At 60.9% G+C, this 26,074-nt stretch carries 24 protein-coding genes and 1 pseudogene; 18 read left to right on the top strand and 7 right to left on the bottom strand.

All coding sequences use genetic code 11. From position 1 onward, the window contains the following. Nucleotides 1–11 precede the first annotated feature (11 nt). On the bottom strand, nucleotides 12–572 hold the full coding sequence (locus tag HRH33_RS22480; protein ID WP_123478651.1) for an antibiotic biosynthesis monooxygenase: 561 nt from the start codon (nucleotides 570–572) through the stop codon (nucleotides 12–14). A 214-nt stretch (nucleotides 573–786) separates the two neighbouring features. Between HRH33_RS22480 and HRH33_RS22475 the strand changes: the two genes are divergently transcribed. Then, nucleotides 787–1,746, top strand: a complete 960-nt coding sequence (locus HRH33_RS22475) for a MerR family transcriptional regulator (protein WP_167416596.1) — start codon at nucleotides 787–789, stop codon at nucleotides 1,744–1,746. 2 nt (nucleotides 1,747–1,748) lie between these two features. Here HRH33_RS22475 and HRH33_RS22470 read toward each other — a convergent pair whose 3' ends face one another. Further along, the gene (locus HRH33_RS22470; protein ID WP_167416597.1) at nucleotides 1,749–2,354 is read right to left on the bottom strand and encodes a hypothetical protein; all 606 of its coding nucleotides are present in this window, start codon (nucleotides 2,352–2,354) and stop codon (nucleotides 1,749–1,751) included. 58 nt (nucleotides 2,355–2,412) lie between these two features. Next, on the bottom strand, nucleotides 2,413–2,880 hold the full coding sequence (locus HRH33_RS22465) for a PAS domain S-box protein (RefSeq protein ID WP_167416598.1): 468 nt from the start codon (nucleotides 2,878–2,880) through the stop codon (nucleotides 2,413–2,415). 129 nt (nucleotides 2,881–3,009) lie between these two features. Between HRH33_RS22465 and HRH33_RS22460 the strand changes: the two genes are divergently transcribed. Next, nucleotides 3,010–3,465 (top strand): flavodoxin, encoded by a 456-nt coding sequence (locus HRH33_RS22460; protein ID WP_167416599.1) that lies wholly within the window; start codon nucleotides 3,010–3,012, stop codon nucleotides 3,463–3,465. On the opposite strand, the gene HRH33_RS22455 is transcribed toward HRH33_RS22460, so the two are convergent. Next, nucleotides 3,446–4,342: a LysR family transcriptional regulator gene (locus tag HRH33_RS22455; protein WP_034115059.1), complete on the bottom strand. Its 897-nt coding sequence runs from the start codon at nucleotides 4,340–4,342 to the stop codon at nucleotides 3,446–3,448. The two genes, HRH33_RS22460 and HRH33_RS22455, sit on opposite strands and share 20 nt — an antisense overlap. Nucleotides 4,343–4,439: 97 nt before the next feature. Between HRH33_RS22455 and HRH33_RS22450 the strand changes: the two genes are divergently transcribed. The 8 genes from HRH33_RS22450 to HRH33_RS22415 all read left to right on the top strand — a co-directional run bounded on the left by HRH33_RS22450 (nucleotide 4,440) and on the right by HRH33_RS22415 (nucleotide 14,680). Further along, nucleotides 4,440–4,826 carry a CidA/LrgA family protein gene (locus HRH33_RS22450; protein WP_167416600.1) on the top strand — a complete coding sequence of 129 codons (387 nt, stop codon included), beginning with the start codon at nucleotides 4,440–4,442 and terminating at the stop codon, nucleotides 4,824–4,826. Further along, nucleotides 4,816–5,502, top strand: coding sequence for an LrgB family protein (locus HRH33_RS22445; protein ID WP_034139253.1), 687 nt, complete (start codon nucleotides 4,816–4,818; stop codon nucleotides 5,500–5,502). Before HRH33_RS22450 ends, HRH33_RS22445 begins: the two co-directional genes overlap by 11 nt. 150 nt (nucleotides 5,503–5,652) lie before the next feature. Further along, complete coding sequence (locus tag HRH33_RS22440) at nucleotides 5,653–6,435, top strand: class II aldolase/adducin family protein (RefSeq protein WP_167416601.1); 783 nt, start codon at nucleotides 5,653–5,655, stop codon at nucleotides 6,433–6,435. Further along, nucleotides 6,435–7,337 (top strand): alpha/beta fold hydrolase, encoded by a 903-nt coding sequence (locus tag HRH33_RS22435; RefSeq protein ID WP_167416602.1) that lies wholly within the window; start codon nucleotides 6,435–6,437, stop codon nucleotides 7,335–7,337. The genes HRH33_RS22440 and HRH33_RS22435 overlap by 1 nt, the downstream gene beginning before the upstream one ends. Before the next feature lie 118 nt (nucleotides 7,338–7,455). Next, a complete protein-coding gene (locus HRH33_RS22430) occupies nucleotides 7,456–8,367 on the top strand; it encodes an SDR family oxidoreductase (protein ID WP_167416603.1) in 912 nt (303 codons plus the stop codon). 481 nt (nucleotides 8,368–8,848) lie between these two features. Beyond that, nucleotides 8,849–10,639 (top strand): DUF1302 domain-containing protein, encoded by a 1,791-nt coding sequence (locus HRH33_RS22425; protein WP_371264009.1) that lies wholly within the window; start codon nucleotides 8,849–8,851, stop codon nucleotides 10,637–10,639. 26 nt (nucleotides 10,640–10,665) lie between these two features. Further along, nucleotides 10,666–12,024, top strand: coding sequence for a DUF1329 domain-containing protein (locus HRH33_RS22420; protein ID WP_034100521.1), 1,359 nt, complete (start codon nucleotides 10,666–10,668; stop codon nucleotides 12,022–12,024). 154 nt (nucleotides 12,025–12,178) lie between these two features. Beyond that, entirely contained in the window at nucleotides 12,179–14,680 is a 2,502-nt protein-coding gene (locus HRH33_RS22415; protein WP_167416604.1) for a LuxR C-terminal-related transcriptional regulator, read from the top strand. Here HRH33_RS22415 and HRH33_RS22410 read toward each other — a convergent pair. Further along, nucleotides 14,677–15,552: an AraC family transcriptional regulator gene (locus tag HRH33_RS22410; RefSeq protein ID WP_034100516.1), complete on the bottom strand. Its 876-nt coding sequence runs from the start codon at nucleotides 15,550–15,552 to the stop codon at nucleotides 14,677–14,679. The genes HRH33_RS22415 and HRH33_RS22410 overlap by 4 nt on opposite strands. Nucleotides 15,553–15,690: 138 nt before the next feature. Between HRH33_RS22410 and HRH33_RS22405 the strand changes: the two genes are divergently transcribed. After that, nucleotides 15,691–16,593 carry a DMT family transporter gene (locus HRH33_RS22405; protein WP_167416605.1) on the top strand — a complete coding sequence of 301 codons (903 nt, stop codon included), beginning with the start codon at nucleotides 15,691–15,693 and terminating at the stop codon, nucleotides 16,591–16,593. Between the two features lie 235 nt (nucleotides 16,594–16,828). Here HRH33_RS22405 and norR read toward each other — a convergent pair whose 3' ends face one another. Beyond that, complete coding sequence (gene norR / locus HRH33_RS22400; RefSeq protein WP_167416606.1) at nucleotides 16,829–18,370, bottom strand: nitric oxide reductase transcriptional regulator NorR; 1,542 nt, start codon at nucleotides 18,368–18,370, stop codon at nucleotides 16,829–16,831. A gap of 147 nt (nucleotides 18,371–18,517) precedes the next feature. Between norR and hmpA the strand changes: the two genes are divergently transcribed. Then, complete coding sequence (hmpA, locus tag HRH33_RS22395) at nucleotides 18,518–19,699, top strand: NO-inducible flavohemoprotein (RefSeq protein ID WP_167416607.1); 1,182 nt, start codon at nucleotides 18,518–18,520, stop codon at nucleotides 19,697–19,699. Between the two features lie 191 nt (nucleotides 19,700–19,890). Then, nucleotides 19,891–20,397, top strand: coding sequence for a disulfide bond formation protein B (locus HRH33_RS22390; RefSeq protein WP_094065543.1), 507 nt, complete (start codon nucleotides 19,891–19,893; stop codon nucleotides 20,395–20,397). Between the two features lie 473 nt (nucleotides 20,398–20,870). Here HRH33_RS22390 and HRH33_RS26565 read toward each other — a convergent pair. Beyond that, nucleotides 20,871–21,160 (bottom strand): annotated as a pseudogene (locus tag HRH33_RS26565) (hypothetical protein). A gap of 27 nt (nucleotides 21,161–21,187) precedes the next feature. Here HRH33_RS26565 and cyoA point away from each other — a divergent pair. The 5 genes from cyoA to cyoE are packed head-to-tail and all read left to right on the top strand — an operon-like array spanning nucleotide 21,188 to nucleotide 26,015. Then, entirely contained in the window at nucleotides 21,188–22,129 is a 942-nt protein-coding gene (gene cyoA, locus HRH33_RS22385; RefSeq protein ID WP_034100506.1) for a ubiquinol oxidase subunit II, read from the top strand. A 3-nt stretch (nucleotides 22,130–22,132) separates the two neighbouring features. Then, nucleotides 22,133–24,151 (top strand): cytochrome o ubiquinol oxidase subunit I, encoded by a 2,019-nt coding sequence (gene cyoB / locus HRH33_RS22380; protein ID WP_034100504.1) that lies wholly within the window; start codon nucleotides 22,133–22,135, stop codon nucleotides 24,149–24,151. A 3-nt stretch (nucleotides 24,152–24,154) separates the two neighbouring features. After that, nucleotides 24,155–24,781: a cytochrome o ubiquinol oxidase subunit III gene (locus tag HRH33_RS22375; RefSeq protein WP_024077337.1), complete on the top strand. Its 627-nt coding sequence runs from the start codon at nucleotides 24,155–24,157 to the stop codon at nucleotides 24,779–24,781. After that, nucleotides 24,781–25,116, top strand: coding sequence for a cytochrome o ubiquinol oxidase subunit IV (gene cyoD / locus HRH33_RS22370; protein WP_167416608.1), 336 nt, complete (start codon nucleotides 24,781–24,783; stop codon nucleotides 25,114–25,116). Before HRH33_RS22375 ends, cyoD begins: the two co-directional genes overlap by 1 nt. 11 nt (nucleotides 25,117–25,127) lie before the next feature. Next, nucleotides 25,128–26,015 carry a heme o synthase gene (gene cyoE, locus HRH33_RS22365; RefSeq protein WP_034100500.1) on the top strand — a complete coding sequence of 296 codons (888 nt, stop codon included), beginning with the start codon at nucleotides 25,128–25,130 and terminating at the stop codon, nucleotides 26,013–26,015. The last annotated feature ends 59 nt before the right edge of the window (nucleotides 26,016–26,074 follow it).

The raw sequence follows: 26,074 nt of genomic DNA, 5'->3' as shown, positions 1-26,074 counted from the left end.
GGCCTCTGTATTTACGCCGCCGCTTCGGTGGTCTTGGGCGGTGGCGGGGTGGGGTGCAGCCAGTTCGCCAGCAGGTGGGTCGACAGCGGGATGAACAGGTAAACCATCAGTGGCGTCAGCGCCAGGGTACTGACCAGCACCCGAGGCACCAGCTCCAGCCCGTTGAGCAGCGGCCCCAACACAAAGTTGAACAGCAGCGACACCGGGAAAAAGGCCAGCCAGATCGCCACGGCCTGCTTCCAGCGCGGTGGACGTGCACCTACTGCGCCGAACCAACCGTCGATGCCACGCACACGGTGCTCGGACGGGTCGGCAAACAAGTCGCTGCCCCGGCTCAGCCAGGCACTGCGCGACGCCGAAAACTCCCAGGCGTGCAGGGTCTGTTCATCGGCGAACCGGAAAATGATCTGGAACTCATCGTCGTTGGGCGGTGGCGCGAGTACGCCCGAGCCCAGGTAACCAGGGAAGTCGGTGGCCAATTGCTCGCCTTCGCGCAGCCAGGCCATCAGTTCTTCGTAGCGTCCCTTGGCCACACGGCGGGCGACCATCAGGGTGACGGGAGAGGTAGACATTGTGTATCTCCAAATAGACAGGTGCGCTTGACCGGGTAGGTGGCACACAGACGAGGCTGCGGGGTAATGCAGCGACGTGGAAAAAACAGGCAAGGATTATTCCTGAATTCAGCCAATACACCAGCGACATTGGTCTGAAAAGCACAGGCCTTGAAATAGACAGCTTTAAAGGCGTTAAATGAGGCCCCGCTTACCGTTGGTTCTTTGGTCTTAAATGCCTGTGATCATTGCCCCTGTTGATAGTATTTCGCATTCAGATTCGACGGATTCCCAAGAGCTGTTTCCGATCCGCGAAGTGTCCAGAATGACAGGCATCAACCCCGTCACCCTGCGTGCCTGGGAGCGACGCTACGGTCTGATCCAGCCAATGCGCACCGAAAGTGGGCATCGGTTGTACTCTCGGCACGATATTGAGACGGTCAATCGCATTCTCAGTTGGGTCGAGCGTGGCGTGGCGGTCAGTAAAGTGGGCAAGATTCTCGCCCGGGATGCTCGCCAGGCTGAAGCGGTCCGCGCCGAAGGGGTTGCGCCGCAGGAGAATGAATGGCTGCAGTTACAGGCACGGCTGAGACAGGCCATCAGTGGTTTCGATGACCGCCAACTGGAGAGCCTGTACGGCCAGGTGCTTGCCACCTACCCCGTCAGCGTCGCATTCCAAGACATCCTGATGCCGTTATGGAGTGAGCTGCTGCGCCATCAAGGACGCTTCGGCCAGGCCAGTGAATGGTTGTTCTTCGACGCCTTCCTGCGCATGCAAGTATCGCAGCGTCTGCAACTGGCAAGCGCCGCAGCACCGCGTCGGGTTTTACTGGCGGCTCTGCCGGGCGAATGCCGTAAGTTGGAATTGCTGGTGGCGGGCTTGCTGATGGCGCGCGACGGCCTAGCCGTGAGGGTGCTCGGGATGGGCCAGCCTTTCGACGAGTTGACGCTGGTCTGCCAGAAGATCCAGCCCCAGGCGCTGGTGATCTTCTCCAATCATGCCCATAACCACGACCTGGCTGCGCGGTTGAACCGCCTGGCGCAAACCCTGGATTGCCCGCTATTTATCGCCGGGGATGCTTCGGACCTGGCCGAAAACGACCTGGCGGGCTCTTCCATCGGCTGCTTGGGCAATGACGGGCCGGTGATGCAGCGCCGCTTGCAGCAGTTCCTCAGCGGCAGCCTCGATACCTGATTTCAGGCGTGCACGTGCGGGTGCGCCAGGCGGTGCTGGTGCAGGATGAAGTGGCGCAGGCGTTCGGTTTCGTCCACGTTGCTCTGGCTAATGCGATAGGCGAACAGGCCCCGCGCGGTTTCCCGTTGCAGCGTGCCGCGCAGGGCGATGCGCTCGTAGCCGGAAGGGCTGAACCACAACGCGAAGGTTTTCGGCGGCTTGAAGCGCCCGCGGATTTCCACCAGCACGCCTTTGAATGACACCTCATGCACCCACAGGGCGCCAGGGATGCCCCGGATATTCTCCAATGCCACCGGCGTTTCCAGTGCCAGCCGCCACGGGCGAATCATGGGCCCGTCTTCGAAAATACTCGGCACGCCTAGCCGCAGATGCACAGCATTGAACTCGTCCTCTACCAGATGCAAAGGGAAGGTCAGTTGCTGGTTGTCGAACTGCGCCTGGATGGTCACATGGTCATGAGCCGCGAGGCGGGTGAGTAGATCGCGAATCTGCGCGCCGCCGTTGACGGTCAGGCTCGACGAAGAATCCCGCAGGTTGAGTTGCGGGTTGTGCTGCATGTTCTGAATGAAGTCCAGTTCATCCTGGGTCAGAAGTGCGTTGCGTGGCATCGCCGTTGCTCGGTAGGAGGTGCTAAAGCGCCATTATCCCCTTTAGTGATTCTGTTTTCTAAATTTTGTTTGAGCCGCTGGTCGCGCGAAGGGCGGCCAGCTCGGCCTTGACCTGGGCCAGTTCGGCTTCCAACTGGGCCACGCGTTGTTGGGCCTTGACCTGCTGGGTGACGTCCTTCTGCACACCGACAAAATACGTCTGCTTGTCGGCCTGGTTATAAACCGTCGAAAGAGAAAGCTCATTCCAGAAATGACTGCCGTCCTTGCGGTAATTACGCAGGATTTCTCGGCAGGCGCCGCCGCTCTCCAGCGTGTCGCGAATGGCCATCAGCGCGGGTTGGTCGCGATCGCCCGATTGCAGGAAGCGGCAGTCCTGATAGAGGATTTCATCCAAGGTGTAACCGGTCAGCCGTTCGAATGCCGGGTTGACGTAAATCAGTGGTTTGTCTTTGCCTTCGCGTTCGGCGACGACGATACCGTCGTTCGACGCATTGATGACCAGTTGCATCAGCTTGGCATTAATCATTGAGCGGTCCATGGCATGTCGGTGGAATGTGCAGTTTATGGCAAGTGCTGAATCTTGCACGGGGCGCCGCGAAATTTTTGCGCCAGCTGTTAATATCCCAGGTTTTCGCTCAACTACAGGATCAGATTGATGAAAGTCGCCATCCTTTCCGGCTCGGTGTACGGCACCGCAGAAGAAGTGGCCCGCCACGCCGTCGGCCTCCTCAAAGCCGCAGGCTTCGAGGCCTGGCACGATCCTCGCGCCACCCTGGCGGACGTGCAGGCGTATGCCCCCCAGGCGCTCGTGGCCGTGACGTCCACCACCGGCATGGGTGAATTGCCCGACAACCTCCAGCCTCTGTACTCGACACTTCGCGATCAACTACCTGCCGCTTTGCGCGGTTTGCCTGGCGCGGTAATCGCCCTGGGCGACGCCAGCTACGGCGATACCTTCTGCGCCGGTGGCGAGCAGATGCGCGAGCTGTTCGGCGAGCTGGGCGTGAGCGAAGTGCTGCCGATGCTGCGCCTGGATGCCAGCGAAAGCGTGACCCCGGAAACCGACGCCGAACCGTGGCTGGGCGAGTTGATCACGGCACTGCGCGGTTGAGTGGGTACTCACGCAACAGTGCCAGCCAGGCTTGGGCGGCTTTCGACAGATAAGCGCCTTCGCGCCAGATAAAAGCAATGTCCCAACGCAGATAATCCGGCGCTTGCAGGGGCACGCGCACCACCCCTGGACGCACCAGCCCACGGGCGACCACGCTGGGTAGCAGCACCACGCCCTGGCCGGCCGCGACCAGGGCCGCAAGGAAATCCGCCTGGCCGCTGCGCCCGGCTTCCTTGGGGGTAAAGCCCAGGCTTTGGCAGGCTTGCAGCAGCCGATCATTCAACACGAAGCTGCGCTGGTACATCAGGAACGGTGTGTCGGCCAGCGCCTCCAGGCGTACCTGTGGTTGTTGCGCCAAGGGGTGATCCACGGGCAGCAACGCGTCCAGCGGTTCATCGCAGAACGCCTGCCAGGCAAACGCCGGGTCGCTGGGCATCAGGCTGCCGCCCACTTCCAATTCGCCGTTGAGAATCGCCTGTTCGATGCTACGCGTGCCGCCTTCCAGCAATTGGATAGTCACGTTGGGGTAGCGTCGGCGGTATTCGGCAAATAGCTCGGCGAACAAGGTATCGCCGCCTAGCTGCGGCAGGCCCAGGCGTAACTCGCCACGGGTGAGCTGTTGCATGTCGTCCAGTTCGCTCTGCAGTTCGCTTTGCAAGCGCAGCATGGCTTCGGCGCGTTGCAACACGACGCGGCCAGCGGCGGTCAGGCGAATGTGCGAACCAGTGCGCTCCAGCAGCGGCGTGCCGAGGCTGTATTCCAATTGTGCGACCTGCTTACTGACCGCCGATTGGCTGATATGCAGGGTTTTACCGGCCTGGGTAAACCCGCCGCGATGAACCACTTCGACAAAACTGCGCAGCTGTTTGAATTCCATGGGTCCGATTCCAGTCTGGAATGGCTGGCAGTCTAACAATTCGCTTCGGGGATAGGCATGGGCTCTTTAAAATAGAAGCCCTGCGAGGACCCCAACCATGAATCGTCTTACCTTTAAACCCCTTGGCCGCCTGTTGACCGAACTGGTGGTGTTGCTGGCTATCTACCTGCTGGGATGCCAATTAGCCGCCTGGCTGGCCTGGCCGATTCCCGGCGGCGTGGTGGGCCTGGGCCTGTTGCTGGTGGCCTTCGCCAGTGGCTTGGTGCAACCGGCCACGCTGCAATTTGGCGCCGGTGTGTTAATGGCGGAAATGCTGCTGTTCTTTATTCCTGCATTGATGAGCCTGTTGGACTACGGCGGCCTGGTACGCAACGAAGGCTGGCGCATCCTGCTGGTGATCGGTTGCAGCACATTGGCTGTAATGCTGGTCACGGCGTTTACCGTGGAGCTGGTGTGCCGCTGGAGGTTGCGCCATGAAGTTTGAACTGATGCCGTTGTTCTGGCTTGCGCTGACCCTCGGCGCCTATGTCTTCAGCCGTTGGTTGTATCGACGCACCGGGCGTTATCTGTTGTCGCCGTTGGTCCTGGTGCCGGTGTTGCTGCTGGCGGTGGCGGTGCCGATGCATACCGCCTATGCCGAATACGCCACCGACACCCACTGGTTGATTGGGGTGCTAGGCCCGGTCACCGTGGCGTTCGCGGTGCCTATCTGGCAGCAGCGCCGTTTGTTGGCGCGACACTGGTCGGCGTTGTTGCTGGGGATGGTGGCGGGCAGCGCAGCCTCCATCGCCACCTCGTTTGGCCTGGCCAAAGCGCTGGCGTTGGACAGCTCGGTGGCGTTGTCGCTGGTGCCGCGCTCGATCACTACGCCGTTCGCCATGCCGGTGTCATCCGACCTTGGCGGGGTGCCGGAACTCACGGCTGTATTCGTGATGTTCACCGGGGTGATCGGCGCCATGCTCGGCGGCGTGTTGCTCAAATGGCTGCCGTTGCGCACGCCGTTGGCGCGTGGCGCGCTGTTCGGGGTAGGCGCCCACGGTGCGGGTGTGAGCCGCGCCCATGAGGTGGGTGGCGAAGAAGGCTCGGTGGCCGGCCTGGTGATGGTGCTGACCGGCCTGCTCAACCTGTTTGCCGCGCCTTTATTGGCGGCGCTTCTCTGACGGCGCTTGGACGAATTTCAACTATTCTCAAAGCTGACTCGCACAGTCATCAAGCTGGCTGCCAAGGCGACTCCGCCAGCCAAGGCGCCTGACTAGACTGGCCCATCCCAAAAAAAAACAATAAGAACGTGCGCCAAGGAGGTCATCACCGTGAGCCTAGCCCCGGTTGTATCGCCACACAATGTCCAGGCCCAGGTCAGCGCTGCCGAGTGGCAAACGCGTGTCGACCTTGCCGCGTGCTATCGCCTGGTAGCGATGCATGGTTGGGACGATCTGATCTTCACCCATATATCGGCCAAAGTGCCGGGCACCGACGATTTCCTGATCAACCCCTACGGCCTGATGTTCCACGAGATTACCGCGTCGAGCCTGGTCAAGGTCGACCAGGCCGGCAACAAGCGCATGGACAGCCCCTATGACATCAACCCGGCCGGCTACACCATCCACAGCGCCATCCATGAAGTGCGCCACGATGTGACCTGCGTGCTGCACACCCACACCGCCGCCGGTGTCGCCGTGGCTGCGCAGAAACAGGGCGTATTGCCCATCAGTCAGCAATCGATCTTCGTGCTCTCCAGCCTGGCCTATCACGCTTACGAAGGGGTGGCGCTGAACCACGAGGAAAAGGCCCGCCTGCAAGCCGATCTGGGCGACAGTCACTTTCTGATGTTGCACAACCATGGCCTGCTGACCTGCGGCGCTAGCATCGCCGACACATTCCTGATGATGTTTATCTTCCAGCGCGCCTGCGAAATCCAAGTACTGGCGCAAACCGGCGGTGCCGAGCTGATTGGCATCGAGCCGCAGATTCTCGCGGGAGCGAAGGCCATGAGCGCGGCCGTCACCAAGAGCGCTCAAGGCATGGGCGGCGCGCTGGCCTGGCCGGCGTTGCTGCGTAAGCTGGACCATCAAAACCCTGGGTATAAAACCTGATGCCAATCGCCGAGATCCCGCTTCGAGCCTGGCGCAAGCGTGGCCAGGATTTCGACTTTCATGGCCGTACCATCCGCTACTGGGTAGCGGGGCAGGGCGAGCCGCTGTTGCTGATCCACGGTTTTCCCACGGCCAGTTGGGACTGGCATTACCTGTGGCAAGCCCTGGCCCAGCGCTACCTAGTGATCGCCTGCGACATGCTCGGTTTCGGCGATTCGGACAAGCCCCTGGACCATGGCTACTGCCTGTTGGAACAGGCGGATTTGCAGCAGGCCCTGCTCGACCATCTGTGTGTGGATCAACCGGTACATGTGTTGGCCCACGACTATGGCGACAGCGTCGCCCAAGAACTGTTGGCGCGGCACTATGAAGGCCGCTTCCGCATGGCCAGTGGGGTGTTTCTCAACGGTGGGCTGTTTCCGGAAACCCATCGCCCGGCGCTGGTGCAGAAACTCTTGCTCAGCCCATTGGGTTGGATGATCGGGCGGGCCTTCGGGCGCAATGCCCTGTCGAAAAGCTTCAGCCAGATTTTCGGCCCCTCCACCCGCCCCAGCGAAAGTGCCCTGGATGATTACTGGAGCCTGATCAGTTGCAACGATGGCCCGCGCATCCTGCACAAATTGATCGCTTACATCCCCCAGCGTCGGCGCCTGCGCGAGCGTTGGGTGCAGGCCATGCAAAAGGGGGGCGTGCCGTTGCGGGTGATCGACGGCGAGATCGATCCGATTTCCGGTGCCCACATGGTGGAGCGTTACCAGCAGTTGATACCGAATGCTGATACGGTGCTGCTGGCCAATATCGGCCATTACCCACAGGTCGAGGCGCCGGTGCAGGTGCTCAAGCACTACCTGGCATTTCGTGACCGGATCGGGCGGCCCGCGTCGCAGGTGGCCTATTCCTGAGGCGCGCAATTATCCCTCAGCCTTATCGCGCACCATTCAGCCGCGACCGTATTTATTGTGACCAAAGGCCCTGTGCCTGACACTCCAGCCATTCCCATTGTCGCCATTGGAGTTCGGTATGAGTGAGTCAGTGCAGTTTCAGGATAAGGTCGTGATCGTCACCGGTGCCGGCGGCGGCTTGGGCCGGGCCCATGCGCTGTTGTTCGCCCGGCATGGCGCCAAGGTGCTGGTCAACGATCTCGGCGGTTCGACCCAGGGCGAGGGCGCCAGTGCGTCGGCGGCTGACCGTGTAGTGGCGGAGATTCGTGCGGCGGGCGGTATCGCCGAGGCCAACCATGACTCTGTCACCGACGGTGACAAGATCGTGCAGAACGCTCTCGATGCGTTTGGCCGTATCGACGTGGTGGTCAACAACGCCGGCATTCTGCGGGACAAGACCTTTCATAAAATGGACGACAGCGACTGGGACCTGGTTTACCGGGTGCATGTCGAAGGCGCCTACAAAGTCACCCGCGCCGCCTGGCCCCATCTGCGCGAGCAAGGTTATGGCCGGGTGATCTTCACCGCGTCCACCTCGGGCATCTACGGCAACTTCGGCCAGTCCAACTACGGCATGGCCAAGCTCGGCCTGTACGGCCTGACCCGCACCCTGGCGCTGGAAGGCCGCAAGAACAACATCCTGGTCAATGCCATAGCCCCGACCGGCGCCACGCGCATGACTGAAGGCTTGATTCCGCCGCAGGTGTTCGAACGCCTCAAGCCGGAGCTGGTCAGCCCGCTGGTGGTGTACTTGGGCAGTGAGGCCTGCCAGGAAACCTCGGGGCTGTTCGAAGTGGGCGGTGGCTGGATCGGCAAGACCCGCTGGGAGCGCAGCCTGGGCGTGGGCTTCGACCCCGAAGCCGGGTTCTCCCCGGACGATGTGGCCACCCATTGGGCGCAGATCTGCGACTTCGAAGGCGCCGCGCACCCCAAGGACAATATCGAAGCGTTGAAGGAGATGATGGCCAACTTGCAGAAATACAGCCTGTGATCATTGCCTGAACATGCTTGAATCCCACGGGGCGCTGATGGCGCCCCGTTTTGTTTCGCGCATAAAAAAGGCCGCTGCACAGGCAGCGGCCGAAGTAAGACGTTTGATCAAGGAGCAACAAATCAACGTCAGTGAACACCGGTAACAGATTGAAAAAAGGCATCAATCTATTGAACTTCAGCTTGTCTTCCAAACCTGGAAGCGGGCGGTTTGCCCTGAAAGCCCGGTCAGAATAGCGGTTTGTAACAAGATGAGTAATAGCGGTTCAGGACAAGGACTGTTACGTATCCGGAAACAGTCATAAGTTCGCCATCCATGTTCCTGATAGTGCCCCATCCACCCGGCGCATACCCGCGCCCGCACCCAGCCAGAGCGGCCTGTAATCCTTTCGAGCGACAACACGAATCCCTCCTTGGTGCGCTTATCGCTCCTGATGCGCGGCAGTAGGGTGGGGCCTTCTGTCACTCACCGGGGAAGACGCATGACAAAAACAACAATGCGCGCCATCTTCACGCCACAGGCGCTGGCCGCTGCGGTTGCGTTGGGTTGCTGCGCTCAGGCGCAGGCTGTTTCGTTCAACATTGGCGAGATCGAAGGGCAATTCGATTCGTCGCTGTCGGTCGGTTCGAGTTGGGGCATGCGCGATGCCGACAAGAAGCTCGTGGGCACCGTCAACGGCGGCACGGGCCAGGCTTCCACGGGGGATGACGGACGTCTCAACTTCAAGAAGGGCGAGACCTTCTCCAAAATCTTTAAAGGCTTGCACGATCTGGAGCTGAAGTACGGCGATACCGGCGTATTCGTGCGCGGCAAATACTGGTACGACTTCGAACTCAAGGACGAAGACCGCGAGTTCAAGCCCATCAGCGACCACAACCGCAAGGAAGGCGCCAAATCCAGCGGCGCAGAGATCCTCGATGCGTTCGTCTACCACAACTATTCCTTGGGCGACCTGCCGGGCACCGTGCGCGCCGGTAAGCAGGTGGTCAGTTGGGGCGAAAGCACCTTCATCGGTAACTCCATCAACAGCATCAACCCGATCGACGTGTCAGCGTTTCGTCGGCCGGGCGCCGAGATCAAGGAAGGCCTGATCCCGGTCAACATGCTGTTCGCGTCCCAGAGCCTGACCAACCAGCTGACCGTGGAAGGTTTCTATCAGCTGGAATGGGACCAGACCGTGTTGGACAACTGCGGCACGTTCTTCGGTGGCGATGTGGCGGCGGACGGTTGCACCAATAATTACACAGTCGGCAACCCGGCCATCCGCCCGTTGCAACCGGTAGCGGCGGCGTTCGGCCAGGGTTTTAGTGTGGCCAATGAAGGGGTGATCGTACGGCGTGCCGGCGACCGCGATGCGCGGGATTCCGGCCAGTTCGGCGCCGCATTGCGCTGGTTGGGCGACGACACCGAGTACGGCCTGTACTTCATGAACTACCACAGCCGGACCCCGACCGTGGGCACCATCACCAACAACACCAGCCTGGCCACCCTCGGCGCCATCGCCGGCGCGGCCAATGGCCTGGCCCCCGGTTCCGGTGCGGGCCTGGTGCAAAGCCTGATGCTCGGGCGTGGCCAGTACTACCTCGATTACCCGGAAGATATCCGACTGTTCGGCGCCAGTTTCTCCACCACGTTGCCCACCGGTACGGCCTGGACCGGGGAGATCAGCTACCGGCCGAATGCGCCGGTGCAACTGAACACCACCGACCTGACCCTGGCCTTGATCAACCCGGTCGCCGGCCAGGCGGCCTCGCCGATTCGCAGCAACTTCGGGGATGACAACACCGGCTACCGCCGCAAGGAAATCACCCAGATCCAGAGCTCCATGACCCAGTTCTTCGACCAGGTGTTGGGCGCTGAGCGTCTGACGGTGGTGGGCGAAGCGGCCGTGGTACATGTGGCGGGCCTGGAAGACAAATCCAAACTGCGTTACGGCCGCGACTCGGTGTATGGCGCTTACGGATTCCAGGGCGACACCGACGGTTTCGTCACCTCGACGTCCTGGGGTTACCGCGCGCGGGCGATCCTGGACTACAACAACGCGATTGCCGGGGTGAACCTCAAACCCAACCTGTCCTGGTCCCATGACGTTGCCGGCTACGGCCCCAACGGCCTGTTCAACAAAGGCGCCAAGGCCATCAGCGTGGGCGTCGATGCTGACTACCGCAGCACCTACACCGCCAGCCTCAGTTACACCGACTTCTTCGGCGGCGATTACAACACCCTGACCGACCGTGACTTCCTCGCCCTCAGCTTCGGCGTGAACTTCTGATTTGGCTTAAAGAAGGACAAGAACGTATGCGTAAGACAATTGCAGTGTTGGCCCTCAGCTTGTTGGCCGCCAACGTATGGGCCGCGGTTTCCCCGGAAGAAGCCGCCAAGCTTGGCACCACCCTCACTCCGGTGGGCGCGGAGAAGGCCGGTAATGCCGACGGTTCGATCCCGGCCTGGACCGGTGGCATCCCTAAAAACGCCGGCGCGGTGGACAGCAAAGGCTTTCTGGCTGACCCGTTCGCCAATGAAAAACCGCTGTTTGTGATCACCGCCGCTACGGTGGACAAGTACAAGGACAAACTATCCGACGGCCAAGTGGCGATGTTCAAGCGCTACCCCGAGACCTACAAGATCCCGGTCTACCCCAGCCACCGCACGGTGAACCTGCCGCCTGACATCTATGAATCGATCAAGCGCAGCGCGCTGAACGTCAAGGCGATCAACGACGGTAACGGCCTGGAGAACTTCACCGGCAATCGTTACTACGCGTTCCCGATTCCCAAGAATGGCGTGGAGGTGCTGTGGAACCACATCACCCGTTATCACGGCGGCAACCTGCGTCGCATCATCACCCAGGCCACCCCACAGACCAATGGCAGCTACACGCCGATCCGCTTCGAGGAAGAAGTGGCGGTGCCCCAGGCCATCCCGGATATCGACCCGGCCAAGGCGGCTAACGTGTTGAGTTACTTCAAGCAATCGGTGACCGCGCCGGCGCGCCTGGCGGGTAACGTGCTGCTGGTGCACGAAACCCTCGACCAGGTGAAAGAGCCGCGCCTGGCGTGGATCTACAACGCCGGTCAACGCCGCGTGCGGCGGGCGCCGCAAGTGTCCTATGACGGGCCGGGCACCGCGTCCGACGGTCTGCGCACCACCGACAACTTCGATATGTTCTCCGGCGCGCCCGACCGCTATGACTGGAAGCTGGTGGGCAAAAAAGAGATGTACATCCCCTACAACAGCTACAAGCTCGACTCGCCGTCGCTCAAGTATGACGACATCATCAAGGCCGGCCACATCAACCAGGACCTGACCCGCTACGAGCTGCACCGCGTGTGGGAAGTGGTCGGCACGGTCAAGCCGAGCGAGCGCCACATCTATGCCAAGCGTCACATGTACATCGATGAAGACAGCTGGCAAGTCGCGCTGGTGGATCACTATGACGGCCGTGGCCAACTGTGGCGGGTTGCCGAAGGCCATTCGCAGTTCTACTACGACCATCAGGTGCCGGCGTATACCGTCGAGACCCTGTATGACTTGATCGCCGGGCGTTATATCGCGCTGGGGATGAAGAACGAGGAGAAGAGCAGCTTCGTGTTCGGGTTCGCAGCCAAGGCGGCGGACTACACTCCGGCGGCGTTGCGAGCCGAAGGCGTGCGCTGATCCCGAATCAAAGGTGGGAGGAGGCTGGCCCCCTCCCACCTTGGGTTTTATGCATGGCCTTCAATCACCCCGCTGAATACTTCTTCAACAATCGCCCGCCACGGGTCTAGGGTACGCGTCAGGTTGCATAACAATAAAAACGCAGGATGCAGCAATGACCGCCATGACTCGCTGCCTGGACCGTCCTGGATTCATGCCTCGGCTGTCCGCCCATCATCTGCTGCGCCCGCGACTGGCTGAGCCGTTGCTGGCGTCTGCCGCGCGGGTAAAGTTGGTGTGCGCCCCCGGCGGCAGTGGCAAGAGCGCGCTGCTTGCCGAGTGCGCATTGCAGGCGCCCGAAGGCTGTCAGGTGTACTGGCTGCCGCTCAACGGCGTGGCGCTCGACCCCCTCGATCTCTGCCAGCGCTTGGCGCATAACCTGGGGTTGCCCTTTACCGATGAAGCCACGTTGCTACAGGACCTGGGTCGCTGGCAGGCGCCGGCGTGGTTGTTCCTCGATGACTTTTGCCGCTTGCCCGCTCCCGCAACCGATGCCTTGCTCGACCGCCTGTTTACCGCCAGCAGCCCGGCGCTGACCTGGTGGCTAGGCGCGCGGCGGCGGCCGGCGTGCAATTGGCCGCGGCTGCTGCTGGACGACGAACTGCTGGAATGCGGCGCGGAGCTGGCCTTCAGCGCCCCAGAGATCCAGGCGCTGCTCAACCATGCGCCGGGGCAGTCCGTCGAGGGCGTGCTGCAATTCAGCGCCGGCTGGTGCGCCGGTGTGCGCATCGCGTTGCTGGGCGACGGTCATCCCGACAAGACCCTACTCGACTACCTGCAACACGAACTGTTCAGCACGCTGCCCCCTGAGCTGGCCGACGCGTGGCGCGTGCTGGCCCACCTGCCGCGTTTCAACACCGGACTGTGCGAGCACCTGTTCGGCGCGGGCGACGGTGATCAGTACCTGCGTGACCTACAGGCCCTCGGCGCGTTTATCCAAGCGTGGGAAAGCAGCGATTGGTTGCAGGTGTTCCCACCCCTGGCACGCTTGATACGCGACGAGCCCTGGCCGACCAAGCGCTCCTGGCACCGCCGCGCCTGCCAATGGTTCACCGCCGAGCAGGACTGGCAGGCCGCCTTCGAACAGGCGCTGCTGGCCGAAGAATATGAAGTGGCGGTAAGCCTGTTGCAGCATTTCAGTTTCGAAGACCTGTTCCGTCAGCAGAACGCGGTGTTGCTGCTGCGCCTGCACGAGGAGCATGGCGACGAACTGATGCTCGGTTCGGCGCAGTTGGTGGGGCTGGTCACGGCGGCGCTGCTGTTTGCCGGGCGCTTCGAGCAGGCGGCGGTGTGCATCGACCAACTTGCGCGTTTCGCCCCGCAACCGACGGCGGCGCAACAGCGCCACTTGCTGGCGCGCTGGCAGGCACAGTGGGGGTGGTTGCTGCATTTGGACGGCGACGCCGAGGGTTCGCGCGCGCACTTTATCGAGGCCTTGCAAGCCTTGCCCGACAGCGCCTGGACCTCGCGGTTGATGTGCCTGTCGGGGCTCACCCAGCAAGCCTTGCTGCGCGGTGAATTGGATGTGGCACAAACCCTCAATCGCGAAGCGCTGTGCCTGGCGCGTGCCCATGGCTCATTGCTGTTGGAAGCGTTGTTGGAGCTGGATCACGCACAGTTACTGGAACAGCGCGGCGCGCCGCATCGGGCGCAGAGCCTGCTGGAACATATGCAGGCGATGTTGCTCAAGCAGCGGCTCAAGGCCGGACCGTTGCTCGGGCGTATCGCCTTGCGCCGCGGGCACCTGGCGTTGCGCCAGGGGCAGGATGCCTTGGCCGCGGAGTGTTTTGAGAGTGGCTTGCCCCTGTGCCTGCACAGCCAGGACAAACGCGTGCTCTACGGGTTTCTTGGCCTGGCGCTGCTGGCGGCCAACCGAGGCGATTACGCCCAGGCGTTCATTCAACTGCGCGAGGCCGAACGACTGATGCAGCAACGCCAGGTGCCGGACACCGTGTACCGCGCGGTGTTGCTGCTGGTCAGCGGGCATTTCTGGTTGCAGCAGGGCCGCGCCGAGTTGACCGTGGAAGCGCTGCGCCGCGTGCTGCGCCACTTCCGTGGGCCGCTGGCCAAGCAAGCGCCGCCGGCCACTCTGGAGTTGATCCCGCGCCTCGAATACTTATTGGTGCTGGCCGAGGTAAAACTGGGTTGCGCCGAACAGCCGCTGGCACGCCTGCAAGCGCTGCTGGACGCCACCCACCAGCGCGGCATGCTCTGTCTGGAAACCGAATTGCATCTGGTGCTGGGCGAAGTGGCTTGGCAACTGGGCGACGCCGGCCTGGCGCGTCGTTCATTGCACGCCGGGCTTGAATTGGCGGCGCGCTGCCAGGTGCAGCAAGCGATTCGCGAATTGCGTCTGCGCTCGCCGGGGCTGTTGAGCGAACTGGGGATGGAGCCCCAGGCCTCAAGCCCGGGCACGGTGGAAAACCCACTCAGTCAGCGCGAGTTGGAAGTGCTGCAATTGATTGCCCTGGGCAACTCCAACCTGGAAATCGCCGACCGTTTGTTTATCTCCCTGCACACCGTCAAGACCCATGCACGGCGCATCCACAGCAAGCTCGGCGTGGAGCGGCGTACCCAGGCGGTGGCCAAGGCCAAGACGTTGGGCTTGATGACCTAGGCGCAGAACGCCTGGCGATATTCCCCAGGCGTGGCGCCCATGGCCTGGCGGAAGCGGTGAGTGAAATGGCTGGCGCTGGAGAAGCCGCATATCAGCGCAATCTCGCCAAGGGGCAGGGTGCCGCCCCGCAACAGGCTCTGCGCACGAGCCAGGCGGCGCGCCAGCAGGTATTGATGGGGCGGCAGGCCGAAGCTTTGACGGAACATCCGCGCAAAGTGGTACTCCGACAGCGCGCACAACCCGGCCAATTGGCCGAGGCTGAGCGGAGCCTCCAAGTGGTAATCGATGTAGTCCACCAACAACCGCCGTTGGTGCGGCGCCAGCCCGCCCTTCAAACGCAACCCGTCGCGCAAGCCGACCTGGCTGAGCAAAGTGTGGTTGAGCAGTTCGTGGGCCAGGCTGCTGGTCAGCAAACGCTCGGCGGGTTCCTGCCAGTTCAGGGCGATCAACTGGTGAAAGCGTTGAGCTTGCCTGGGGTCTTCCAGAAACGTGCTCTCGTGCAACTGCACAGTGCGTGGTTCGCGGTCGAGCAGGGTCACGCAACCGAGGGCAAATTGTTCCTGGCTGAAGTACACATGGGCCAGGCGGATCTCGCCGTTGATCACCCACCCGGACTGATGCTCGGCGGGCAGGATGCACAGCTTGTCGGGGCCGCCCTTGGTGTCGGGCCGGTCGCGCCGAAACGTACCGGTGCCGCCGCCCACATAGCACGACAGGGTGTGATGCCCCGGCGCTTGGTAGTCCTGGGAGTCATGATGATTGCTCCACAGCGCCGCGGCGAGGCCGTCACCCAGCTCGGCGCAGGCTTCCAGGCGGGCGTGGGGCGAGCGGTTGAGGGCTTGGAAGACTTGCAGGGATTCCAGATCTGACATGGCGTGTACTCTCCGACGCCTTGCATCCTACTCCGCACTGCCGGCGCTGTGCGCTGCGCACCCGACAAAAGCGCAAGAATGTGCAAGAGCCGGGCGCGCCTTGGGGGCGACACTGAGGCTCAATCGATGGAGCCTGTCATGAACCTTTTCCTGTACTTACTCACCGTGCTGATCTGGGGCACCACCTGGATCGCCCTCAAGTGGCAACTGGGCGTGGTAGCGATTCCCGTGTCCATCGTCTATCGCTTCGCCCTGGCGGCGTTGGTGTTGTTTGCGTTGCTATTGCTCAGCCGCAAGTTGCAGGTGATGAACCGGCGCGGGCACCTGATCTGCCTGGCCCAGGGGTTGTGCCTGTTTTGCGTCAACTTCATGTGCTTTCTCACGGCCAGCCAATGGATCCCCAGCGGCTTGGTGGCGGTGGTGTTTTCCACCGCGACGCTGTGGAACGCGTTGAACGCGCGGGTCTTTTTCGGCCAGCGCGTGGCCCGCAACGTGTTGATGGGCGGTGGCCTTGGGTTGGCAGGTTTGGGGTTGTTGTTCTGGCCAGAACTGGTAGGGCATACCGCCAGCCCGCAGACCTTGCTGGGCCTGGGGTTGGCGCTGTTGGGGACGATGTGTTTCTCGGCCGGCAATATGTTGTCGAGCTTGCAGCAGAAGGCCGGGCTCAGGCCACTGACCACCAATGCCTGGGGCATGGCGTATGGCGCAGCCATGCTGGCGACCTGGTGTGTGCTGCGTGGCATTCCGTTCGAGATGGACTGGGGCGCGCGGTATATCGGCGCGTTGTGGTACCTGGTGATTCCGGGGTCGGTGATTGGGTTTACCGCGTATTTGACGCTGGTCGGGCGTATGGGGCCGGAGCGTGCGGCGTATTGCACGGTGTTGTTTCCGGTGGTGGCGTTGAATGTGTCGGCGTTCGCCGAGGGCTATCAGTGGACCGCCCCGGCGCTGGTGGGGTTAGGGTTGGTGATGGCGGGGAATGTGTTGGTATTTCGCAAGCCCAAGATTGTGAGTCCGGTCTTGAAGGCGAGAACAGTCTGAACAGGGGACAAGTCACTGATGCCCATCAGTAAAGGACTCAGTGAATGAATTTCTGCCCTGGACGGGACCAAATGTGGGAGGGGGCTTGCCCCCGATTACAGTGTGACAGTCAGCCCAGCTGTCACTGACGCACCGCTATCGGGGGCAAGCCCCCTCCCACTTTTGATAGTCATTGCCTGGGTTGGATCTGACTGGCATCAGGACTTTCCCCCTCATTTTGACCGAGTTCAGCGAGTTATTTTATTCCCAGGCGCTTGGCCAGGCGGGCGAGGTTGGCGCGGTTGAGGCCGAGTTCGCGGGCGGTGCTGGCCCAGTTGTGCTGGTGGCGTTCCAGGCAGGTATTGATGATTTGCCGTTGGTAATCTTCGGTGGCCTGGCGCAAGTCGCCGGTGATGGGCGTCGATGGTAGCTGGGCTTCGATTAGCGGCGCGCTGACGTCGGGCAGGTCGAGGTCGGCGGCGCTCAGGCTGAGAATCCTCGGACGTTCGCGACAGTTTCCCAGGGCCTTGAGCGCGCTGCGCCCGATCAAATGTTCCAGCTCCCGCACGTTGCCTGGCCAGTTATAGGCCAGCAGGGCTGCCTGGGCATCGCCGGTCAGGCGCAGACTGCCCAGGCCCATGCGTGAACGGTTCTGTTCGAGAAAGAAACCCGCCAGCAGCAGCACATCGCGACCGCGTTCGCGCAGGGCCGGTACTTGCAGCGGGTAAACACTCAGGCGGTGGTAGAAGTCGGCGCGATAGCGGCCATTGCGCACCTCATCGGCCAGGTCGCGGTTGGTGGCGGCGATCAGGCGCACATCCACGTGGTGTTCCTTGTCCGAGCCCAGGCGCTGCAACTGACCGCTTTGCAGCACGCGCAGCAGTTTGGCCTGCACCGTCAGGGACAGCTCGCCCACTTCGTCGAGAAACAAGGTGCCGCCGTTGGCCAGCTCGAACTTGCCCCGACGCTCGTTCAGCGCGCCGGTGAAGGCGCCACGCACATGGCCGAACAGCTCGCTCTCCACCAGGGTTTCCGGCAGGGCCGCGCAGTTTAGGCTGATCAGCGGTTTGTCGGCACGCGCCGAAGCGGCGTGAATCGCCTGGGCCACCAACTCCTTGCCCACCCCGGTTTCCCCGGTGATCAGCACGGTGAGGTCGCTGCCGCCCACCAGTTTGATTTCTTCCACCAGGCGCTTGTGGCTTTTGCTCTGGCCGATCATTTCCTTGTGTTGTTGGCCGCTGGCCTGACGGTAGATTTCGGCGCGTTGGTGTTCGTCTTCGGCGCGCAGGGCCAGGCGTTCGATGCGTTCGGCCACATTGACGGTGGCGGCGGCCAGGCTGGCGAAGGCTTGCAGGGCGTTCAGCTCGACCCGTTCGAAGCGCTCGGTGTCGAGCGCATCGAGGGTCAGCAGGCCCCAGGGCCGGTCGTCGACAAACAACGGGCAGCCTATGCAGTCGTGCACTGGCAGGTGCCCGTGCAGGCCGTCCACCAGGCCGTCATACGGGTCGGGCAACTCGCTGTCGCTGTCGAAGCGCGTGGGGCCGGGGCTGGCGAGCAACACCGCAAACCGTGGGTGTTCGCTGACCTTGAAGCGTCGGCCCAGGGTATCGGCGCTCAGGCCGTCCACCGCCAGCGGCACCAGCGCTTCACCGTCCAGGCGCAACAGCGCGGCGGCGTCGCAGGGCAGCAGAGTACGCATGGCTTGCAGCAGGCGGCGGTAGCGCTCGCCCTCCGGCAGGTCGCGGGACAGGTCGGCCACGAGAGGCAGGAGGGTGGTGAGCAGTGAGTGCGCAGTCATAATGACTCCTTGTAGTCCTTATGACTCTAGCGTGTAGGAAGTCATACTGACTACTCTTATTTCAACTACCTGATAAATAACGAATTTTTAGTTGGCACGAATGCTGAGTACTCAAGGGTAATCCTTAAAGAAGCCCTGGAGGCTCTCATGCTTAGTGCCCAAGACCGTGCCATCGTCAAATCCACCGTGCCTCTACTGGAAAGTGGCGGTGAAGCGCTGATCACCCATTTCTACCGCATGATGCTGTCCGAGTACCCCGAAGTTCGCCCGCTGTTCAACCAGGCCCACCAGGCCAGCGGCGATCAGCCCCGCGCCCTGGCCAATGGGGTGCTGATGTACGCGCGACATATCGACCAGTTGGATCAACTGGGCGATCTGGTGGCCAAGATCATCAATAAACATGTGGCCTTGCAGATCCTGCCGGAGCATTACCCGATTGTGGGCGCCTGCCTGCTGCGGGCGATTTCTGAAGTGCTGGGCAGCGAGATCGCCACGCCGGAGGTGATGAATGCCTGGGGCGCGGCCTACGGGCAATTGGCGGATATCCTGATCGGCGCCGAAGCGGCCATTTACGACGAGAAAGCCCAAGCCCCTGGCGGCTGGCGCGGTGCGCGGTCGTTCACGCTGGTCAAGCGGGGGGAGGAGAGCGCCGAGATCACCTCCTTCTATTTCGCCCCGGTGGATAACGGCCCGATCCTGGCGGCAGCGCCAGGCCAGTACATCGGTATGACGCTGGTGTTGGACGGCGAAGAGGTGCGTCGCAACTATTCGCTCTCGGCGTTGAGCGATGCTGGCCAGTACCGTATCAGCGTCAAGCGCGAAGCCGGCGGGCGAGTGTCCAATTACCTGCATGATGAGTTGCAGGTAGGCGCGACCCTCGACCTGTTCCCGCCGGCGGGGGAGTTCACCCTGGCCGCCAGCGATAAGCCGTTGGTGCTGATCAGCGGCGGCGTAGGCATCACCCCGACCCTGCCGATGCTCGAAGCGGCGCTGGCCACCGAGCGCCCGGTGCATTTTATCCACTGCGCGCGTAACGGCGGCGTGCATGCGTTTCGCGACTGGGTCGACGCCCTGGCGGCTAAGCACCCGCAGCTCAAGCGTTTCTATTGCTATGCCGAAGACGACGGCGTGAGCCCTGCGGCGGACAAGGTGGGCCTGCTCAGCCAGGAACAACTGGCCGCATGGTTGCCTGAACAGCGCGACCTGGATGCTTACTTCCTGGGACCTAAAGGCTTCATGGCCGCAATCAAACGCCACCTCAAAGCCCTGGGCGTGCCCGAAAAGCAAAGCCGCTACGAATTCTTCGGTCCGGCTGCCGCGTTGGAGTAACCGCCTTTGGAGTAGTAGGAAGCTGCAGCTTCAAGTAAAGGCCGGATCGAAGCCCGCTTTTTTACTTGCAGCTTGCAGCTTGCAACTTATCGCTACCCCCCAATTAATCCCCTGTTAACCCCTCTCTGTTTAAACCACTCCCTGTGTGTAAACTCGCGCCTACAGGCACAACCAAACAAAGGGAAACGGAGATGAGTGACGAATTGCGTTTAGGCAGGGAGCGGCGCTTTCTGGTGTTGCTGGGCATCATCTGCCTGGCGTTGATCGGCGGGGCCTTGTACATGCAGGTGGTGTTGGGCGAAGCGCCTTGCCCACTGTGCATCTTGCAGCGTTATGCCTTGTTATTGATTGCCATCTTCGCCTTTATCGGCGCCGCCATGCCCCGCAAAGGCGCCCTCACGTTTTTCGAAGGCTTGGTGATCCTCAGCGCCCTCGGCGGGGTCGCAGCTGCTGGCCATCATGTGTATACCCAGTTCTTTCCCCAGGTCAGTTGCGGCGTCGATGTGCTGCAGCCCATCGTCGATGACCTGCCGCTGGCCAAGGTCTTCCCACTGGGCTTTCAGGTCGATGGTTTCTGCAGCACGCCTTACCCACCGATCCTTGGGCTGTCCCTGGCGCAATGGGCGCTGGTGGCTTTTGTGCTGACCGTGATCCTGGTGCCGCTGGGCATTTACCGCAATCGCCGTCACATGGCCTGAGCCTCTGCACAAAAACGCCCCGGCTCCTCCTCTGGAGGGCCGGGGCGTTTTCGCAGGTAGGCTTTTATGAACAGAGCATGACGCCGGACAATTTCCGCTGTGCGCAGTGTGCGACATGTTGTCACACGGAAGCTGTCGCAGGACGTTTCTTACCCCCCGCAACCCCGCTTAAATTTGCACCGAACGGTCAAATTGTGCTGTCACTTCATCGTCTGGCCTAAGTCAGGAACCATGCGCCGTCCGCGCCATTCGATGATGTACGAATGCCTTGTTTTATGGGGACTTGGATGGCTTTGGCAAGCCCTTACAGAGGGTAAGGGATGTGGCGGATTGCCCTATAACACGGCAATTTTTGTGGTTTTTGTTGAGAATCGAACACGATAAGATCCCCGACCTTTGCAATTTTGGTGAAGGATTATTGCTGCTTTCGATAAAAATTATTTCTTTATAAGACATGGTTTATACATCGCTAGCTAACTACAATCGCCCGCACTGAATGTCCGGTGCTGTTCAATATTTGAGCATTGGAGCGGTCGAGGGGCAGATGGATGGCTCTGTGCGACCCCAGGTTCCGGCAGCCTTTCAACTATCCGCACCAAATGGAATTGGTCTGTAACAAGGCCTTTAACCACGAAATCGAATAAGAACTCACCGCAGGCTCGTAAATCGTCCATTCATGGCGTGCGAGCAGGCTCTTATTCAATCGAAGAGAAATGCCAACCCTTGGCAGGGTGAAGTGTTGGCGATCAAAACCCAACTGCATTGCGCAAGCTGCTTTAGAGGTCGTGAGATGAGTAAAAACAGGTACCCCCGATTACTAGGCTTTTTGCCGCTGCTTGGCATGATGTTAATGCTGGGAGGCTGCAAGTGGACCTTGCTCGACCCAAAAGGACAGGTCGGTCTGGATGAACGAAACCTGATCATCACCGCCACCCTGCTGATGCTGCTGGTCGTGGTCCCTGTGATCATCATGACCTTCGCCTTCGCCTGGAAATACCGCGCGTCGAACACCAGCGCCACCTACGCGCCGAAGTGGTCGCACTCCACCAAGATCGAAATCGCGGTGTGGCTGGTTCCGATCCTCATCATCATTGCCCTGGGTTATGTGACCTACAAGTCCACCCACGCGCTGGACCCGTACCGTCCGCTGGAATCGGACGCCAAGCCGATCAATATCGAAGTGGTCGCGCTGGACTGGAAGTGGCTGTTCATCTACCCGGACCTGGGTATCGCCACGGTTAACCAGATCCGCTTCCCGGAGCACACTCCGCTGAACTTCAAGATCACCTCCGACGCCGTGATGAACTCGTTCTTCATCCCAGCCCTGGGCGGCCAGATCTACGCGATGGCAGGCATGCAGACCAAGCTGCACCTGATCGCCAACCAGAAAGCTGAAATGGAAGGCATCTCCGCCAACTACAGCGGCGCTGGCTTCACCGGCATGAAATTCAAAGCGATCTCGACGAGCCAGGAAGACTTCAACGCCTGGGTAGCCGAAGTCAAGGCCGCACCTAAACAGCTTGATCAAGCTGAATACGACGCCCTGGCCAAACCAAGCCAGAACAACCCTGTCGCGCTGTACTCCTCGTACGAGCCGAACCTGTTTCAGAAAATCGTCGACAAGTACGAAGGTATGAAGCCAGGCAAGCCGGTCAAGCACGAGAAGAAAGAAGTGGCCGCGGTTGAAGGTTCTGAGACGGGCGCGCATTCAACTGCTGGGGCAGAGGAGTAAACGATGTTTGGTAAATTAAGTTGGGATGCGGTCCCGTTCCACGAGCCGATCGTGATGGTGACCATCGCCATGATCGCGCTGGGTGGTCTGGCACTGTTCGCGGGTATCACTTACTTCAAGAAGTGGACCTACCTGTGGACCGAGTGGCTGACTTCGGTCGACCACAAGAAAATCGGCGTGATGTACATCATCGTCGCCATGGTCATGCTGCTGCGCGGTTTTGCCGACGCCATCATGATGCGTACCCAGTTGGCCATGGCCACCGAGGGGTCGCCTGGCTACCTGCCACCTGAACACTATGACCAGATCTTCACCGCTCACGGTGTGATCATGATCATCTTCATGGCGATGCCATTCTTCACCGGCCTGATGAACCTGGCAGTGCCGCTGCAGATCGGCGCGCGTGACGTGGCCTATCCGTTCCTGAACTCCCTGAGCTTCTGGCTGCTGGTTTCCGGCGTGGTGCTGATCAACGTATCCCTGGGCGTCGGCGAATTCGCCAAGACCGGTTGGGTTGCGTATCCGCCGCTGTCGGGCATCCAGTACAGCCCTGGCGTGGGGGTGGACTACTACATCTGGGCGCTACAGCTATCAGGGCTAGGGACGACGCTGACGGGGGTCAACTTCCTGGCCACCGTCCTGAAAATGCGCGCCCCTGGCATGAAACTGATGGACATGCCGATCTTCACCTGGACCTGCACCTGGGCAAACGTCCTGATCGTGGCTTCGTTCCCGATCCTGGCCGCAACCATGGCGCTGCTGTCGCTTGACCGTTACCTGGATTTCCACATTTTCACCAACGAACTTGGTGGCAATCCAATGATGTACGTGAACCTGTTCTGGGCATGGGGTCACCCTGAGGTGTACATCCTGATCCTGCCAGCGTTCGGTATCTTCTCCGAAGTGATCTCGACCTTTACCGGCAAGCGCCTGTTCGGTCACCACTCGATGGTTTACGCATCGGGCGCAATTTCCGTACTGGGCTTCATGGTGTGGCTGCACCACTTCTTCACCATGGGTTCGGGGGCCAGCGTCAACGCCTTCTTCGGCTTGGCAACCATGCTGATTTCCATCCCGACGGGGGTGAAGCTATTCAACTGGCTGTTCACCATCTACCACGGCCGTCTGCGCATCACCAGCCAGGTGCTGTGGACCCTGGGCTTTATGGTGACCTTCGCCATCGGCGGCATGACCGGCGTACTGCTGGCCATCCCGGGTGCTGACTTCGTGCTGCACAACAGCCTGTTCGTGATCGCGCACTTCCACAACGTGATCATCGGTGGTGCGGTATTCGGTTACATCGCCGGTTTCAGCTTCTACTTCCCGAAAGCGTTCGGCTTCAAGCTGCACGAAGGTTGGGGCAAGGCTGCGTTCTGGTTCTGGATCTCGGGCTTCTTCGTCGCGTTCATGCCGCTCTATGCACTGGGCTTCATGGGCATGACCCGTCGTCTGAACGCCACCACCAACCCTGAGTGGGTGCCGTACCTGTACGTCGCCATGTTCGGTGCGGTGATGATTGCGGTGGGTATCGCCTGCCAGCTGATCCAGCTGTATGTCAGCGTGCGTGATCGCAAGCAGAACATGTGCGAATCCGGCGACCCATGGAACGGCCACACCCTGGAATGGTCGACCTCGTCGCCACCACCGTTCTACAACTTCGCCGTGATCCCGACTGCGAACACGATCGATGCGTTCACCGAAGCCAAGGAAGACGGTACTGCGTACCAGAAGCCTAAGCACTACGAACCGATCCACATGCCAAGCAACACCGCCACTGGCGTGGTGATGGGTGCGCTGTTGACCGTGTTCGGTTTCGCGATGATCTGGCACATCTGGTGGCTGGCGATCGTGAGTCTGGTGGGTACCATCGGTTACTTCATCGTCCACGCCGCACGTGATGATCAAGGCTACATGGTGCCGGTCGAAACGATCGAACGCATCGAAGCCGAGCAGCACGCTCGCCTGGTCGCCGAGAAGAAAATCCCGGCCAACCGTGTAGAAACCTCGTTGGAACAGGCTTAAACCATGTCGAACTTAGTGACCAATGCTGGACACGCCCATGTCGATGACCATGGGCACGATGACCATCACCACGACTCGGGGCCAATGACCGTCTTCGGTTTCTGGCTCTACCTGATGACCGACTGCATCTTGTTTGCGTCGATCTTCGCGGTGTACGCGGTACTGGTAAACAACGTAGCGGGTGGCCCGTCGGGCCACGACATCTTCGAACTGCCTTACGTGCTCGGCGAAACCGCCTTGCTGTTGTTCAGTTCGATCACCTACGGCTTCGCCATGTTGGCCTTCTACAAGGGCAACAAGAAAGGCGTGCTGAGCTGGTTGGCCCTGACCTTCCTGTTCGGCCTGGGCTTTATCGGCATGGAGATCAACGAGTTCCACCTGCTGATCTCCGAAGGCTACGGTCCACACCGTTCCGGTTTCCTGTCGGCGTTCTTTACGCTGGTCGGCACCCACGGTCTGCACGTCTCGGCCGGTCTGCTGTGGATGGCGGTGATGATGTATCAGGTCAATAAGCACGGCCTGACCAACACCAACAAGACCCGCCTGAGCTGCCTGAGCCTGTTCTGGCACTTCCTGGACGTGGTCTGGATCTGCGTATTCACCGTTGTCTACCTGATGGGGACTCTGTAATGGCTAATGCACACTCCCATGACAGCCACGATGCAAGCCACGGCAGCGTCAGGTCTTACGCTATCGGCTTCATCCTGTCGGTCATCCTGACCCTGATCCCGTTCGGCCTGGTGATGTACCCGACCCTGCCGAAGTCGATCACCTTGATGATCGTCCTGGCGTTCGCAGTGATTCAGGTACTGGTTCACCTGGTGTACTTCCTGCACCTGGACCGCTCCGAGGCCCAGCGCGAGAACGTGATTGCGTTCGTGTTCGCCGGCCTGGTGATCGTTCTGCTGGTTGGTCTGTCGCTGTGGATCATGTTCAGCATCCACACCTACATGATGGCGAAGTGAGGTAAGACCCGATGTCGCTTAAGCACTTTATCCAAATCACCAAACCGGGGATCATTTTCGGTAACGTGCTTTCTGTGGCGGGCGGTTTCTTCCTGGCCTCCAAGGGACATGTCGATCTGGCCATCTTCCTGGCTGCAATGATCGGCACATCCCTGGTGGTAGCTTCCGGTTGTGTCTTCAACAACTGCATCGACCGTGACATCGATATCAAGATGGAACGCACCAAAAACCGTGTGCTGGTGCAGGGCCTTATCTCCCTGAAACTGGCACTGGTCTACGCGACCGTCCTGGGTGTTGCCGGTGTGGCCCTGTTGTACAAGGTGGCCAATCCGTTGGCGGCGTTGTTTGCCGTGATCGGCTTTGTCATCTACGTCGGCCTCTACAGCCTGTACCTCAAGCGCAAGTCGGTTCACGGCACGCTGGTGGGCAGTCTGTCGGGGGCGATGCCGCCGGTGATTGGTTATGTGGCTGTGACCAATAGCTTCGACATGGCCGCGCTGACGCTGCTGGTGATGTTCAGCCTGTGGCAGATGCCGCATTCCTACGCCATCGCGATTTTCCGCTTCAATGACTACCTGGCTGCGTCGATTCCGGTTTTGCCGGTAAAACGTGGCATCCAGGTGGCCAAGAAACACATCCTGCTCTACATCCTGGCCTTCCTTGTGGCGACCTTGATGTTGACCTTCAGCGGCTACGCCGGCATGAGCTACCTCGCCGTCGCCGCCGCCATGGGCATGTACTGGTTGTACATGGCCTGGACCGGCTACAAGGCGGTGGACGACACCGTCTGGGCGCGCAAGCTGTTCGTGTTCTCGATCTTCACCATCACCGCGCTGAGCGTGATGATGTCCCTGGATTTCCAAGTACCGAAAGAGCTGTTGCTGACCTACGCCCACTGAGTGGTCCGAGCAGTAAAAGGCCCCGCCTTCGCAAGAAGCGCGGGGTTTTTTATGGCATG

The sequence above is a fragment of the Pseudomonas rhodesiae genome, assembly GCF_013285305.1.
GTDB lineage: Bacteria > Pseudomonadota > Gammaproteobacteria > Pseudomonadales > Pseudomonadaceae > Aquipseudomonas > Aquipseudomonas rhodesiae.
Note: the sequence above shows the minus strand (reverse complement) of the source record. Positions and strands in the feature narration are given on the sequence as shown.